Genomic DNA, 13,579 nt, shown 5'->3' with positions numbered 1-13,579 from the left:
TGTTCAACCTAATTCAGCGAGAAGTCTGGCTCCGGCGGGTGAAATCAGCCAGGCAAGAACGCCGCAATTCACCATAACCGTGACCCAGAAAATTCGCTGAAAAGATGCTTTCCTCGATTTGTGTCTGAACACCTCCATGGCGATCAGCGAGCCCGGCCAACCGCCGAGCAGGTCGACGAAATGCAGGGTGTTTTCTGCGGTACGCCACCTCGACGTGCGTGCTGCGGATTTGTCGTACCAGTACATGATGAAGGCGAGAGTGCCGGTCACGAAATACAATCCAAGCAGTTCGGGAGGCAGCAGATCGGCGGTGACTGCGGTCAGAAGCAGCATCATGAACATGCTGGAGATACCGATTTTACGGAGGACGAGCCCCTGTCCCGGACGTGGTTCCGTGCGCCTGTTCAGGTACTCGACATCGATCGCCTTGGCCCTCCCCTTCGGGTCCCTGGCCAATCGATAGCTGACGGCATCGTTTTCTGCGGGACGCCTGTTCCTGTGGGTGAGTGCGCTGATGTGCAGGAAGACCTGACCGTTGCTGCCTGCGGGCCGGATGAACCCGAAGCCTCGAGCATCGTCCCACTTCTGAATCAGCCCTTTCTGGCGTGTCACGCTTCAAATCTCCGTCTGCACCAGGACATTGGTTGGGCGCGGTTTTATTTAAACCTCCCGCATTTTCAGGTGATTCAGAACCAGTAGTCCGCGACACACTTCCCGTCTCTGGGCAGATCCTCGAAACGCTTCAGGCCGTCGAAATGATCGATCGGGATCTGTGCAACGGGCTCCGGCTCGGTCAGGCGCAGATTCACCGCGATGCGCCGGCGTCCCTGTGGGTCTGCCTGCATTGATCGCCAGTAAGCGACGCAACCGCAGGTGGGGCAGAAATGAAACTCTATCGCCTCGCCGCGGATATAGGCCTGGGTTGGCCCGGAGACGCTGATGCGCTCGCCTTCGTAATCGTAGGCCCAGAGCACGCCGTAACGGCGGCAGAGGGTACAGTTGCATGCGGTAGCGGCTTCCGGGGTTCCCCGGAACTGCCAGTGCAGGGCGCCGCAGTGGCAGGATCCTTCGATCTTTTCAGTCACGGTTTCCCTCCTCCCGTACGGCGACAGACAAAGCTGATCTCAAAGCCAGCGCCTCACGCTTGCCTGATACGTTTTGTACTGCTCACCATGCAGATCGGCAAGATGGGTCTCCTCCAGGCGCACCTGGACCTGGATGAGGATCTCTCCGGCGATGAGCACGGCGAGGGTCGCTGCCGAAGGCGCGACCAGACACACACCGAGCAGCGTGACCCGCATCGAAAGGAAAATCGGATTGCGGGAGACACTGAACAGGCCTTTCTGCACCAGCTCCGTAGGGTTCTCCGAATCGATCCCGATCCGCCAGGACAAACCCATCTGCGCCTGGGCGATAAGCACCCAGACAAGCGAAGCCAGCAGCAGGCACCATCCCAGGATCTCGAGCCCGGGCACCCGAAGATCTGGAATCGGCGCCAGCCAACCGGCCAGATCAGGGTGTGCATTGAGCAGCACAATCAGCCCGCTCGCGGCGATCACAACTTTGAACGCCCGCCCCACGTACCCGTAGGCGTCATCCGCGGATGACAGGGTGAGAGGATTGATGCCCGTCTTCCGGTAGACGAGCAGCGTGCGCCAGACAAAGGCGAGCAGCAGATACAGCAGGAAGTAGATGAGCAGTGTCATGGGCGGCTAGGGCGCGACTGCAGCTGAAACCTCCGTTGAACTGGGAGTATCAGAATCATCGTAATACAATAAAAATATATTGTTAAACAATAAATGTGGAGTTACCTTATCCCTTCCCATCGCCAGCCAGGGAGACCGCAATGACAGAGGCCAATAGCACAAGGATCGTAACCTACAGCCGGGTGCTGCGGGGAGTCTGCGCGATCGGCTTCGCGCTGGTTCCCCTGTTGCTCGGTGGCATGTGGTTTCTGGGCAGCGAGGCGTTTCTACTGTCCGGCGAAGCCGCCTACTACCTGGTCCCGCACGGCGTCGGCTTTGAGGTGGGCCGGCTTACCCCGGCTCTGCGACTGGCTGGTTTCATGATCTCGATGATTCCCGGCGGACTGACCATGTGGGCACTGTGGCATCTGGCAAAACTGTTCGGCTGTTTCTCACGGCTGCAGTTCTTCACCTCCGACAGCGTCAGAAGCTTCCGGGTGTTTGCAACCGCGGTGCTGCTCACCGGTGTAGCGCGACCCCTGGCAGGGGGCCTGATGAGTATGGCGACAACGTTCGGCAACGCGCCCGGTAACCGCTATCTGTCCTTCACCGCGGGGAATTCGGAATTGACGGCCGTGTTCCTGGGGTTCGTGCTGCTGGTTGTTGCGCTGGTGATGGAACAGGGTCAGCGCATCTCCGAAGAAAATCAGGAAATCATTTAGCTCATGCCGATCAGGGTACAGCTCGACATCCTGCTCGCGGAGCGTAAAAAGACCTCGAGGGAGCTGGCTCAGTACGTGGGCATCACCGAGCAGAACATCTCGCTCATCCGCTCCGGTAGGGTCAAGGGTATGCGCTTTTCAACCCTCGAGAAGATCTGTGAGTTTCTGGAATGCCAGCCCGGTGATCTGCTGGTGCACGAGTCTGAAGAGTGAGCCGCGGGCAGCCATTTTGTGATGCCTTGAAGGCCGTTGCGCACGAGTGCGGAGCCGATGCCCCTGCCGTGATAGCGAGGCAACACGGCGACAGAGCCCAGCGCATACCAGTGTTGCGAACCATCCGCTGGCGATGAGCTTGCCGATGGGGTCGCGGTCGTGTTCGCGTTCGGCGCGGATCTGCAGATTCGGTGGCAGGTGTCTGCTCGTACGGGAAGTCCTGGCGCGCTCACCGCGCCTTACTCGTTTTCACTCACCAGATGGACGATGGCTGCGGTGGAACTTTCATGGCGACATTCCTGCCGCCTCTGATGCGCGTTGATCTGGTCATATCCCTGCCCTTGCGCTGTCTCTGCCCTCCACGTACTGGGGAAGATCGTCCGTGATTGAAGTCCAGTTCGCAGCGGAGCCCACGAATATGTGGGCATCCGGTACAACGGGAACGTCGGTGTCAAACACACTCAGTGCGATTTCGATAGTTTCGCTGCTCGCTCGCGGACTGTGGAACAGCAGGCTGGAACCACAGAGTCGGCAGAATGAACGGACCGTACCATTCGGCGCCCGGAACTCCGCGATGGCGTCCGTGCCTTTTGTCCATCGCAAAGACTGGCGCGGAACGCCGACAAAGGTCGCGTATTCCGCGCCATGAAATTTCCGGCACATCCGGCAGTGACAATGGGCGGCGCGCTGGTCGAGCTGATCTGTCTCGAAAGTGACAGCACCGCAGAGGCAGCTTCCTTTGTAGATATCGGACACGGCTTTAGAACTCCGAAGAAGTGGGTGGGTGCAGGCGCGGTGGACGCACTTCAGGAGTTAACTCAGGCGCGTAACCAGGCCATGGGAATGTCTGATTCGAAGCCGCCTCCGACACTGGCGATGCGTTTGTCCATCCTGCCTTCGATGGTGAAGCCCAGGGTCTCGTAGAACCGGATTGCCTTCGCGTTGCTTTCGCGAGCAATGAGTTCAACTCGAAGGACATGCGGATGCGTCTCCTCAACCTTCAGCATGAATGTTTCAAAGAGCCGTCGTCCGAGGCCTTTGCCCTGCGCCGAAGGGTCAACGGCGATCGTAAGATCGGAAAGTACATGTGAAAAGCATTTTGGAACCGGGGCATAGGCGTGTATTTCCGCCTGGAGATCGCCTGGACCTGCTGCTACGAGACAAATACCCCGGTTCATCGAGCTGGTCAGAAACGAGGTCACGTAAGCCTCATCGATCTCATCTGCCAGGCGTGCCAGCCCGCCGGGAACAGAAGCAACACGCTTGTAGAGTTCCAGGATGGCGCGATGGTCGCCCTGGCAGGCATTGCGGAGCTGCATCAGCTCAGCTTTCCCGCCCGGCAGATCGCATATCTTTTTCGTCCTGCTTGAGCCGTGAGAATTCTCGTGCCTTCCAGCGATTTTCCCAGGCCCGTTTGTGCGGTTTACACAGTGCGCAGGCGGTTTTTTTGCGCTTGAGTCGTTTTCGCATTTGATCAGAGCCTCCGTCGTCGCCTTGCAGCCGGGTTGCATTGTAACTCGGAGTTATCCACGAACCCGAGGAAGTATCCGATCCGCAGCATCTGCCCGGCTCTGGTCGCATCATGCCTCCCCATCTCTACACCGTCGCCCACAGAAGCCTCACAGCGGCATCCGGATCCTTCAACACTGTGCACGTTTCATCGAGCACCATCGTTGCCCGCTGTGTGCTGTCGTATTCGGGCCACTCGGGGAGCACCGGAGTATTGGGATCGCCATCCCGGGCGAAGGCAATCCAGGCGGAACTCATTTTCAGCGCCAGTGCCCGGGCTTTTGCGCTGGTGCCTGCCCAGGGCGACTGGTCGACGTTGTCGAAGGCGAAGGGAATTTCCAGTGCATGGTGTGAGCGCAGTTTAGGGTCGGTTTCGGATTCCCAGGTGAAGTAGTACATCCAGGTCGCCGGACCGAGTGCGGCTTTGCGCTGGGCGAGGGTGATGGAATCGAAGCGGTAGGTCCGATCCGAGAGCATCAGCAGCCAGCGCTCGGCGGGAGTGGTGCCCGGATACGCGCTGGCATAGGTCTGCAATACACGGGCGGCGGCACCACCGGCCATGCCCGCTACCCGATCGGCGAGTTCGGCTTCGGTCAGTTTGTCCTCATAGATGGCCGCATCACCGCGGGTGAACAGCGCCAGTTCGTGGCGGTTGCTGCCGATGAGCAGCGGCACTCTGGCGGAGAGCTCGCTTGCGACCGGATCGAAGGCATAGGCGGGCAGGGCGGGCACGCCAACGGTCGGCACGAAGCCGCGCTGCTCGAATCTGCCTCGGGCGCGCGCCTGGGGATCGAATCCTGCTTCCACCCGATCGTGGGCGACGAGCATTTGCTCGACCGGAACTTCCTTCAGGCTGGCGGCCGCGCCCGGTGCGATTTTCAGCTCATCGAGAAAGCTGCGGGCTACCTCGCTTGCCTTGTCCCGCGGCTGCAGATGCAGGCCGGGTCCGCTCTGGATGATGGCGCGGTGAAAGAGCCCTTTCGCTGCGGGCATACCCATCAGGGTGGAGACCTTCCGGCCGCCGCCCGACTCTCCGAAAATCGTGACGTTGTCCGGATTTCCGCCGAAACGGCGGATGTTGCGTCGTACCCAGCGCAGGGCGTGGACGATATCGAGCATGCCCTGGTTGCCTGCGCCGGCGAACTGGCCGCCCGCGATGTCTTCCAGATGCAGGAAGCCGAAGACGTTGAGGCGGTGATTGAGGGTGAGCACCACCACATCGCCGCGTCGGCACAGCGCGCCGCCGTCATACATGGGGCTCGATCCGGAAAGGGTGGAAAATCCGCCGCCGTGCAGCCACACCATCACCGGTCGCTTGCCGCCGTCATCCAGTGCCGGGGTCCAGACGTTGAGCACCAGGCAGTCTTCGCTCGTGGTCAGGTCCTGAGAGAGCGGGCTCTTCGGCTGCGGCGCGGCAGCACCGTAGTCGAAAGTGTCCAGGGGCTCCTTCCAGGGTGCGGGCTCCTGTGCCGGTCCGAACCTGTTGGCGCCTGCCGTGCTGCCACCGTAGGGAATACCCTTGAAGACTCGAATGCCGTTTTCGACAACACCGCGCACGGGTCCGCTGTGCGTGCGCGCCACGGGTGAGTCGCTGGACTGGCTGGCAGCTGCGGCGAAAGCGCTGCCACCCGCCATGGCCGCCAGGCCTATGGTGCTGCCTGCGCTGAAAGCCCTGCGGGTCAGTCGAATACTCATGCTGCGTTCTCCTGGTGTCGGTCACTGCCTGAACAGCCGGTTGCGTACGGCGTACTGATAGACGAGAAAGGCGAAGACGACGAATACCGCGCCGCACACCCACTCGAAAGAATCCCCGAGCAGCTCCCGGTAGCGTTTCGACCAGAACAGTGCGAAGAACGCATGGGCAGTGAAGAGGAAACCGCTCCAGAAGAGGATCTGCTTGGCCCAGATCCGATCCTGGAAGCCGTGCCAGGCGAGATTGCCGGTTACCACCGCAATCACCAGGATTACGCTCGGAATGATGTAGTGCTGACCGATGACAAAGGTCTGCAGCACCGCGATGACGGCCGCCAGGGTGATGAGCGCGAAAATCAGTTCGAAGGCGTACTGCAGCGACAGGCGTTGTTTCATGATTGCGATTTCCTTTGTCTCCACCCGGTGCCGTCAGAGTGCCACGAAGCGCACGGGGGAACCACTGCTCGCAGCTTGAGATGCCTGATACAGGCGGCACCTGCTTCGGTGCGCTACGGGTAGAAGTCCGGCATCTCAGGCAGGTCGCCTTCCGCAAATCGAGCGAGTCGGAATGCGTGCAGAGACGTGTCAGCCGCTCTGCCCTGCAGAAGCTGGCTTACACAGAGCCCCCCGGCGGGCCCCATCGCGAAACCATGGCCGCTGAAGCCCGTGGCGATCACCAGCCCGGGTACGGGTGTGCGGTTGTCGATCACGGGAGCCTGGTCCGGTGTCATGTCGATGTTGCCCGCCCAGATCTTTTCCACTGCCAGGTCCGCGAACCGGGGCAACAGGCGCGCGAAACCTTCGAGATTGGGTGCTGCGGCTTCCAGATCAGGCGGTGGTTCGTTGCTGCGCAGGGCGGCCCAGGGAGAAGCATGGGTGCGTGTGCCGGGAATCAGTCCGAGCAGATCGCGAATCAGCGGGCGTCCCATTGCCAGTTTCAGTTCCCGGCGGAATTGCCAGGCGGTCGCGCCGAACTGACGGATGTCGGTGAGCGCATCCAGGTTGATGTCGAAGGTGGAACGCGCCCCCGAGGCGAGCACAAAGCGACCGGCGGCATCCTGGCGGAAGGCCACCTCCGGCGCCCAGCCCGTTGCCTGGGTGTAGGGTGGGGCAGGGGTGGTACGGATCACCGTGGAGCGGATGGCGTTCTGGGGCAGGGCTATGCCTAAGGGTTTAAGCAGCCTGCGCGACCAGGCGCCTGCGGCCACCAGCACCTGGTCTGCGAGCAGGGAGCCGCGTTCTGTGACAACCCCCTGCACACCGGCGCTGCTGATGAGAATCGAATGAACGGCGCAACCCTGCAGGAGCGTGGCACCGGCAACGACTGCGGCGTCGACGAAGGCCCGGGTCACCCGATGCGGATTCGCCTGTCCATCCGAGGGGATGAACAGTCCGCCCAGCACTCCGCCGCGGATACCCGGAAGTCGGTCGGCGACCTGTGCGGCGCTCAGCAGTTCGACATCGAGACCCGTGTCCGCGGCCGCGCGCTGATAGCCTTCGTAGCCCGCCATGGCTTCCGGGCTGCCCGCAATGTTGAGATTGCCACCCTGGCGCCACTCGAGATCGGCACCCAGGTCCTGTTCGAGGGTTTCCCAGATGCGGCGCGACTGCATTGCCAGGGGGATGAGGTGGGGATAGCGCACCTGCTGATGCACCCATCCCCAGTTGCGGGTGGACTGCTCGAAGCCGATGGCACCTTTGTCGAGGAGGATCACCTTCAGTCCGGCCCGGGCGGCGTACAGCGCGGTCGATGCGCCGACGATGCCGGCACCGACGATGACCACATCGACCCGCTCTCTGGACAGCGGCTGCATCAGCCACCAGCCGGGTTCGAAGTGCCCGGTTTGATCGGCCGGAGCGTTTTCGATTTCAGCGTCGGGTACCCGCCGGGCTGGCAGGTGATGATGATGGCGCGGCGCGGTCGATCTGAGGTGTTCGGCGCTGAGCCGTGTACGGTGTGGGGATTAAAAAAGATCAGGGATCCCGCTGGCGCCTCCATGAGCGCCTGTCTGGATTCATCGAAGCAGTCGGTGCGGGTGAAGAACCCCTGGAGCTGGGTGCCGTCCTCGGTGCCGGGCAGGCAGCCCTTGCGGTGTGAGCCGGGAATCAGGCGCAGGCAGCCATTGTCTGCCGAGGCGTCATCGAAGGTGACCATCACATTGGGCAGCAGATCGACATGGCTGCAGTCGTGAATCCAGTAGGGCGAATCCTGGTGCCAGCGGAAGCCGGATCCCTCCCGCGGGCTTTTGATGTTCAGCTTTGCCGTCCACAGCGCAATGTCTTCCTGTCCGATGATGCCCCGCATGGGCTCGGCGATCCGGGCATCGTCGAGGAGGTGATCGAGACGGGCATCGAGTTCCTGCACCGGCTCGATGACCCGCACCAGTTCGCTGTCCGCGCCGTGTTCGAATTGAATGGTGACGTGACCGGCGTCCACAAAGCGGTTGCCGTCGAGCCGGTAGCTGTGGCCGCCACGGGCCAGTGCGCGCGCTGCACACGCGGCCTGATCCGCTGCCTGGCGCAGCAACTCACACTGGGTGGGCGAGAAAACGCCCGTGCGCAGGAAGAAGCCCTGCCGCGCGTACTGGTCGGCTTCAAGCGGGGTGAGGGCATGAGGTCTGCGCATGCTCTCCTCGCTCAACGCACCCAGACACCGGCGGCCATCACCCGGTCGATGGTGCGCGTATTGCGGATGTCCGCCAGGGGGTCGGCGTCGAGCAGTACCAGGTCGGCCAGCATGCCGGGTTCGATACGTCCCATTTCGGCCTGTCTGCCGAAGAAGCGGGCGGGTTCCATGGTTGCCGCATGCAGTGCTTCCTGGGGGGTGAGTCCGCCGCGCACCAGCAGTTCCAGCTCTTCGTGCAGGCTGTAGCCGGGTATGCCCAGCCCGATGGGTGTGTCGGTACCCGCTGCGATCGGTACTCCGCGTGCTTTCAGTCGGGAGATCAGAAACAGACTCCAGTCGGAGAAGGCTGGATCAACGGTTGCGGCTGCCAGAGCCATCTCGTCCGCGCGCGCCTGCCAGTCCTGCCGGGTATCCTCGGGCAGCTCGGCGAGCGCGGCGGGCCAGTCGGCTGCTTCAAAGGGACGTACCACAGCCACCGTGTTCAGACGCAGAGTTGGCACCTGCAGAGTCTGCTTGAGTGTGTCGAGTACCCCGTCACAACGTGTTTCATCGTAGGCGGCGATCGCCGGGAGCCGCTGAGCGGCGTGCAGGTCACGACGCAGTTCATAACCCCGGCCTTCAGAGAAGCCGCTGATTTCCGTCTGGCGCGCAGCGAGCAGTTCCTGCCAGTTCGCCGCGCAGGCGAGCTCGATATTGCGCAGATGTTCCATTGAATCCACAGCAGGGCCTGCGGTGTCTGCCGTCATCATCAGCGGCACGTGTGCGGCGATCGGCAATCCGAGCAGACTGGCTTCTGCGACCAGAGCATCGAATACGGCGGGATCCACCAGTTCATAGATCTTGATGAAATCGACACCGGCAGCGTTGAGCGCCTGAACCGTCTGACGGGCGGTGTCGACATCCGGCACGCCGGTGCCGAGCGGCGGCTGGCCCGGGTCCGAACCGTCGTACACAACAAAGCGGCCGTCGAGCAGCGGACCGGAGAGGAAAACTCTGGGCGCCGGGGTCTCCCGCACCTGCAGACCGCGACGCAGTGCGGTGATCAGTGCGAGGTCGCCGCCGGTATCGCGCACACTGGTGATGCCGTAGTGCAGAAAGAGATCCGCCATTTCCAGGGTCAGGGCTTCCTCGTAGAGAAAGTGCACGTGCATGTCCCACAGGCCCGGGATCAGAAATTTCCCCGTGGCGTCTATGGCGTCTGTGGCCGACGCCACATTGGCGGACATGGGCGTGATGGAGACGATCCGATCCCCCTGGATGATCACGCGCTGATCCACACGTGGCTCCTTCACCCCGTCGATCAGGGTGACATGTTCGATGGCGATACCGTCGATGGGTGGCAGTGTCACGGTGGTGCAGCCCACCACTACCGTGAGCAGTCCGGCGGTGAGCAGTGCGGCAGTGAGCAGTCCCCGGCGTTGCGCGATTCGATTCATCCGTGGTTCCTCTGCAGTGCAGCTTCCCGGTAGGGAGTCAGATCCCAGCCGGGATATCTTGCGGCGGCCCGGGCCAGTGTGGTTTCCGTCCAGAAGGGATCGCCGGGTGGCTTGACGCCGAAGCAGGCCAGTTGTTCCGGGGTGGCATGATCGAAGATCCGATACCAGGGTTTCAGATGGTGGAAGGGCCAGGCATGGTAACCCACGCTGTCGTCGCCCGCTCTCTTATAGCAGGCCATCACCGCATAACGGCTGCCACCGGGGGCGGTCATGTTGGTGCCGCGGTGATACACGTCGATGGAATAGGGAAAAATACTGCCCGCCGGTGCAGCACTGGAGCGTTCGAAGGGCTGCAGGCGCTTCTGCAGATCGGGATCATTGCTCAGGGTGGCTTCCGGGGGGGCGATCCGCGCGCTGTCGGTGCGGCGCACGTAGTGCATGGCCCCGTGGGCATCGGTGACATCTGAGAAGTAGCAGAGGATGGTGACCGAGTTCAGGCAGGCGTCTTCGGATGGCACCGTGAGGGTGTGATTGGAGAAATCGCAATGGAAGGGCTGATCGTAGTCCGCAGCGCCCGTGAACTTGGCCCACACCTGGCACTGATAGAGGTGCACGTCGGTTGTGTTGAGGGCCGCGCGGGCGAATGCCATCAGGGCGGGATGCACGCCGATCAGATTCAGCGCTGGTGAACAGTCGCATGGCACTGCTTCAAAGGTGGCGAACTGGGCGGCGCTGAAGCGGCCTGTCTCGCCAGCCTTCCTGCGGACCATGGGTGTATCGGCCCCCGCGCCGCGACCGAACACCTGCCGAAAGTCCGCCTGTACTGACCGGACTTCTTCAGGTGTAAAGAAGTTTTCGATCAGCACGCCGCCTTCGCGGCGCCAGGCCTCGACCTGACCGGGAGTGAACCGTTCGCTCATTTCTGTGCTTCCTGCTCTTCGTCCGTTCTCCACAGCCAGCGCAGTGAATCCGCAAACAGCGCGCCACCGTGGCGCAGGCTGTGCCCGCCGGTGCCGAATTCGAAACGATGATCGTAGCCGGCGTAGTTCAGCGCTTCCGCCATCGTCTGGTTCGCCAGCGCCCAGTCGCCGAACAGGGTCCTGGCATCGTTCACCCCGCTCTGCAGACAGACGCGCAGCGTTTTGCGCGGGGTGGTGCGCACCAGGTAGGGATAGTTGTGTCCGCCGAGTATGTTGGTAAAGGAGCCGCAGTGGCTGAGCACCCGCTGGTAGCTGCGGGTATGAAACCAGCCGACGGAAAAGGCACAGATGCCACCACTGCTGATACCGCAGATGGTGCGGCGGGTGGGGTCCTGGGTAATGCGGATGCGATGCTCCCGGGCGACGAAGGGCAGAACTTCTGTTTCGAGAAAGTCACCGTAGTCGGGCGTCAGTGCATCGTATTCGAGGCTGCGCTGACGCATGGCGGCGTTGTAGTCACTCGAGTAGCCCGGCTTCTGTGCATCCGGCGGGCGGCCGGGATTCACAAACACGCCCACGGTCTGCCGGATTTCACCCCTGGCGTGCAGGCTGTCGAGCACCCGGGTTGCGCGTACGGCGCCGTTGAGACTCGAATAGCCGGCACCATCATTGCACACCAGCAGATCTAAAGGATCACGGGGGTCGAGTCGGGCGGGCAGGTAGACGAACAGATCCCGCAGGGTGTCCGCATAAATGCGGGTCTGGTCCCAGTCGCGATAGCGGGTCAGGGTGCCGGCCGGTACCTCCTCATCGGGAAAAGCCTCCGGGCAGGGGTGATAGACGCGGTCGCCGGGGTGATCGAGGGAGGCGCGTATGTCGGCGTTGGAGCGGCCATTGACCTCGGCGGGGGTGGGCTGGTCGAGGCCGAGGCGGGCGTAGGTCTGCAGATCCATGGGCATTCAGAACTTCTCAATCCGGCGCGGGGTGGCGCTTTCAGTATGCCCATCGAATCGGTTCGGGCCAACGTGCCGGTTGAAGCACCGGCATTCGTGCCGGTGTACGGTCCGGCAGAGGACCCGGCACAGGTGCCGGCATACGGCCCGGCAACGTTGAATTCGAGGGATCCGAAACCTATCCTTGCCGGCTTTCTACCACTCGAAAGTGAGCCGCCATGGCAGACGACAGCGTTGATGTGCTCATCATCGGCGCCGGTGCATCGGGCGCGGCGCTGGCCTGGAGTCTCGCCGACACCCGCATGCGCATCCTGTGCCTCGAGCAGGGCGACTGGCCGAATCCTGCCGACTATCCGACCAACGGTCGGGACTGGGAAGCGCGTGCGCTCGACGAATTCAGCTTCAGCCCCAATCGTCGCAGAAATTTTGCCGACTACCCGATCAACGATGATGAATCGCCGATCAAGGTGGCTAACTTCAACGGGGTGGGCGGCGGTACCGTGCTCTACGCCGGGCACTTTCCGCGCTTCCACCCGAGTGATTTCCGGGTGCGGACCCTCGATGGTGTCGCCGACGACTGGCCTATCGACTACACAACACTCGCGCCCTACTACGATCTCAATGACCGGATGATGGGGGTCTCCGGACTCGCCGGAGATCCGGCCTATCCCCCGAAGCAGCCACAGATGCCACCGGTCCCCCTCGGCAAGGCGGGACAGCGGCTGGCGCAAGGCTTCAATACGCTCGGCTGGCACTGGTGGCCGTCGGACAGCACCGTGGCGACCGAGCCCTACGACGGCCGGGATCGCTGCATCAATCTCGGTGCCTGTATCACCGGCTGTACCCAGGGTGCCAAGGCCAGCACCGACATCACCTACTGGCCGCACGCCCTGCGCAGTGGCGTGGAGGTGCGCACCCGCTGCCGGGTTCGGGAAATCACCGTGAACAGCGCCGGTATGGCTGACGGCGTGATCTACTACGACGCCGCCGGTGTGGAGTGCAGACAGGCGGCCGAAGTCGTAGCGCTCGCCTGTAACGGCGTGGGCACACCGCGAATCCTGCTCAACTCCACATCCACCGCCTTCCCCGACGGCCTTGCCAACAGCAGCGGCCTGGTCGGCCGAAATCTGATGTTTCATCCCTATGCCGCCATCCTCGGCGTCTTTGACGAGCCCCTCGATGGCTATAAAGGGCCGACCAACTGTATCTGGAGTCAGGAGTTCTACGAGACCGACCCGGCGCGCGGCTATGTGCGCGGTTTCAGCTACGAGATCAACCGGGGTCGCGCACCGCTCGGTACGGCACTGATGGGCATGCTCAGGGGCCGCATACCCTGGGGTGAGGGGCACCACCGCGCCTACCGGACCATGCACAACCGGGTTACCGGCATGATGGGTATCTGCGAGGATCTTCCGGAGGCACACAATCGGGTGACGCTGGATGCCATTCTGAAGGATCCGAACGGCATCCCGGCGCCGCACATTCACTACGAACTCAGTGACAACAGCCGCCGCATGCTCGACTTTGCGGTGGCACGTGGCACAGAAGTACTCAAGGCTGCAGGTGCCACGGACGTGATGACGGAGATGCCACTGGCTGTAGGCGGCTGGCATCTGATGGGCACCGCGCGCATGGGTCGGGATCCGGCCACATCGGTAGTAAATGAGTGGGGCCGAAGCCACGATGTGAAAAACCTCTTTATCGTGGACGGCAGCCTGTTCGTGACCTCAGCCGGTGTGAATCCGACGCCGACCATTCAGGCACTCGCCCTCTACATCGCCGGGTCGATGAAGCAGCGCCTGGCCAATCTGTTTGCTTGAGGT

Annotated in this window: 15 protein-coding genes; 3 read left to right on the top strand and 12 right to left on the bottom strand. The window is 62.4% G+C overall.

Annotated features, from left to right (window positions below; genetic code table 11):
• Positions 1 to 3: 3 nt before the first annotated feature.
• The 3 genes from R3E82_10610 to R3E82_10600 form a co-directional block, all read right to left on the bottom strand.
• Positions 4 to 612 carry a cold shock and DUF1294 domain-containing protein gene (locus R3E82_10610; protein MEZ5551332.1) on the bottom strand — a complete coding sequence of 203 codons (609 nt, stop codon included), beginning with the start codon at positions 610 to 612 and terminating at the stop codon, positions 4 to 6.
• A gap of 74 nt (positions 613 to 686) precedes the next feature.
• A complete protein-coding gene (locus tag R3E82_10605; protein MEZ5551331.1) occupies positions 687 to 1,085 on the bottom strand; it encodes a GFA family protein in 399 nt (132 codons plus the stop codon).
• A 39-nt stretch (positions 1,086 to 1,124) separates the two neighbouring features.
• Positions 1,125 to 1,706, bottom strand: coding sequence for an isoprenylcysteine carboxylmethyltransferase family protein (locus R3E82_10600; GenBank protein MEZ5551330.1), 582 nt, complete (start codon positions 1,704 to 1,706; stop codon positions 1,125 to 1,127).
• A 140-nt stretch (positions 1,707 to 1,846) separates the two neighbouring features.
• On the opposite strand from R3E82_10600, the gene R3E82_10595 reads away from it, so the two are divergent.
• Together R3E82_10595 and R3E82_10590 are read left to right on the top strand one after the other, a co-directional pair.
• On the top strand, positions 1,847 to 2,407 hold the full coding sequence (locus R3E82_10595; GenBank protein MEZ5551329.1) for a DUF2975 domain-containing protein: 561 nt from the start codon (positions 1,847 to 1,849) through the stop codon (positions 2,405 to 2,407).
• Positions 2,408 to 2,410: 3 nt separating this feature from the next.
• Positions 2,411 to 2,620, top strand: a complete 210-nt coding sequence (locus R3E82_10590; protein MEZ5551328.1) for a helix-turn-helix transcriptional regulator — start codon at positions 2,411 to 2,413, stop codon at positions 2,618 to 2,620.
• Between the two features lie 327 nt (positions 2,621 to 2,947).
• On the opposite strand, the gene R3E82_10585 is transcribed toward R3E82_10590, so the two are convergent.
• The 9 genes from R3E82_10585 to R3E82_10545 all read right to left on the bottom strand — a co-directional run bounded on the left by R3E82_10585 (position 2,948) and on the right by R3E82_10545 (position 11,762).
• Complete coding sequence (locus R3E82_10585; GenBank protein ID MEZ5551327.1) at positions 2,948 to 3,376, bottom strand: GFA family protein; 429 nt, start codon at positions 3,374 to 3,376, stop codon at positions 2,948 to 2,950.
• Positions 3,377 to 3,438: 62 nt separating this feature from the next.
• Positions 3,439 to 3,939: an N-acetyltransferase gene (locus R3E82_10580; protein ID MEZ5551326.1), complete on the bottom strand. Its 501-nt coding sequence runs from the start codon at positions 3,937 to 3,939 to the stop codon at positions 3,439 to 3,441.
• A gap of 277 nt (positions 3,940 to 4,216) precedes the next feature.
• On the bottom strand, positions 4,217 to 5,824 hold the full coding sequence (locus R3E82_10575) for a carboxylesterase/lipase family protein (GenBank protein ID MEZ5551325.1): 1,608 nt from the start codon (positions 5,822 to 5,824) through the stop codon (positions 4,217 to 4,219).
• Positions 5,825 to 5,845: 21 nt separating this feature from the next.
• Positions 5,846 to 6,217 carry a hypothetical protein gene (locus R3E82_10570; protein ID MEZ5551324.1) on the bottom strand — a complete coding sequence of 124 codons (372 nt, stop codon included), beginning with the start codon at positions 6,215 to 6,217 and terminating at the stop codon, positions 5,846 to 5,848.
• 113 nt (positions 6,218 to 6,330) lie between these two features.
• On the bottom strand, positions 6,331 to 7,635 hold the full coding sequence (locus R3E82_10565) for an FAD-binding oxidoreductase (protein MEZ5551323.1): 1,305 nt from the start codon (positions 7,633 to 7,635) through the stop codon (positions 6,331 to 6,333).
• Positions 7,635 to 8,447, bottom strand: coding sequence for a phytanoyl-CoA dioxygenase family protein (locus R3E82_10560; GenBank protein MEZ5551322.1), 813 nt, complete (start codon positions 8,445 to 8,447; stop codon positions 7,635 to 7,637). The genes R3E82_10565 and R3E82_10560 overlap by 1 nt, the downstream gene beginning before the upstream one ends.
• A gap of 11 nt (positions 8,448 to 8,458) precedes the next feature.
• Positions 8,459 to 9,883 carry an amidohydrolase family protein gene (locus R3E82_10555; protein ID MEZ5551321.1) on the bottom strand — a complete coding sequence of 475 codons (1,425 nt, stop codon included), beginning with the start codon at positions 9,881 to 9,883 and terminating at the stop codon, positions 8,459 to 8,461.
• Positions 9,880 to 10,803: a phytanoyl-CoA dioxygenase family protein gene (locus R3E82_10550; GenBank protein ID MEZ5551320.1), complete on the bottom strand. Its 924-nt coding sequence runs from the start codon at positions 10,801 to 10,803 to the stop codon at positions 9,880 to 9,882. Before R3E82_10550 ends, R3E82_10555 begins: the two co-directional genes overlap by 4 nt.
• Complete coding sequence (locus R3E82_10545) at positions 10,800 to 11,762, bottom strand: alpha/beta hydrolase-fold protein (GenBank protein ID MEZ5551319.1); 963 nt, start codon at positions 11,760 to 11,762, stop codon at positions 10,800 to 10,802. Before R3E82_10545 ends, R3E82_10550 begins: the two co-directional genes overlap by 4 nt.
• 212 nt (positions 11,763 to 11,974) lie before the next feature.
• Here R3E82_10545 and R3E82_10540 point away from each other — a divergent pair, with 212 nt between their 5' ends.
• Positions 11,975 to 13,576: a GMC family oxidoreductase gene (locus tag R3E82_10540; protein MEZ5551318.1), complete on the top strand. Its 1,602-nt coding sequence runs from the start codon at positions 11,975 to 11,977 to the stop codon at positions 13,574 to 13,576.
• Positions 13,577 to 13,579: the final 3 nt, after the last annotated feature.

Source organism: Pseudomonadales bacterium (assembly GCA_041395945.1).
In the GTDB taxonomy this organism is placed as follows: domain Bacteria; phylum Pseudomonadota; class Gammaproteobacteria; order Pseudomonadales; family Azotimanducaceae; genus SZUA-309.
Note: the sequence above shows the minus strand (reverse complement) of the source record. Positions and strands in the feature narration are given on the sequence as shown.

Excerpts from the sequence above, each read along its gene's own strand:
- R3E82_10595 (MEZ5551329.1), top strand. The coding sequence starts at position 1,847 with ATGACAGAGGCCAATAGCACAAGGATCGTAACCTACAGCCGGGTGCTG.
- R3E82_10545 (MEZ5551319.1), bottom strand. The coding sequence starts at position 11,762 with ATGCCCATGGATCTGCAGACCTACGCCCGCCTCGGCCTCGACCAGCCC.
- R3E82_10550 (MEZ5551320.1), bottom strand. The coding sequence starts at position 10,803 with ATGAGCGAACGGTTCACTCCCGGTCAGGTCGAGGCCTGGCGCCGCGAA.
- R3E82_10590 (MEZ5551328.1), top strand. The coding sequence starts at position 2,411 with ATGCCGATCAGGGTACAGCTCGACATCCTGCTCGCGGAGCGTAAAAAG.
- R3E82_10560 (MEZ5551322.1), bottom strand. The coding sequence starts at position 8,447 with ATGCGCAGACCTCATGCCCTCACCCCGCTTGAAGCCGACCAGTACGCG.
- R3E82_10570 (MEZ5551324.1), bottom strand. The coding sequence starts at position 6,217 with ATGAAACAACGCCTGTCGCTGCAGTACGCCTTCGAACTGATTTTCGCG.
- R3E82_10580 (MEZ5551326.1), bottom strand. The coding sequence starts at position 3,939 with ATGCAGCTCCGCAATGCCTGCCAGGGCGACCATCGCGCCATCCTGGAA.
- R3E82_10565 (MEZ5551323.1), bottom strand. The coding sequence starts at position 7,635 with ATGCAGCCGCTGTCCAGAGAGCGGGTCGATGTGGTCATCGTCGGTGCC.
- R3E82_10540 (MEZ5551318.1), top strand. The coding sequence starts at position 11,975 with ATGGCAGACGACAGCGTTGATGTGCTCATCATCGGCGCCGGTGCATCG.
- R3E82_10555 (MEZ5551321.1), bottom strand. The coding sequence starts at position 9,883 with ATGAATCGAATCGCGCAACGCCGGGGACTGCTCACTGCCGCACTGCTC.
- R3E82_10600 (MEZ5551330.1), bottom strand. The coding sequence starts at position 1,706 with ATGACACTGCTCATCTACTTCCTGCTGTATCTGCTGCTCGCCTTTGTC.
- R3E82_10575 (MEZ5551325.1), bottom strand. The coding sequence starts at position 5,824 with ATGAGTATTCGACTGACCCGCAGGGCTTTCAGCGCAGGCAGCACCATA.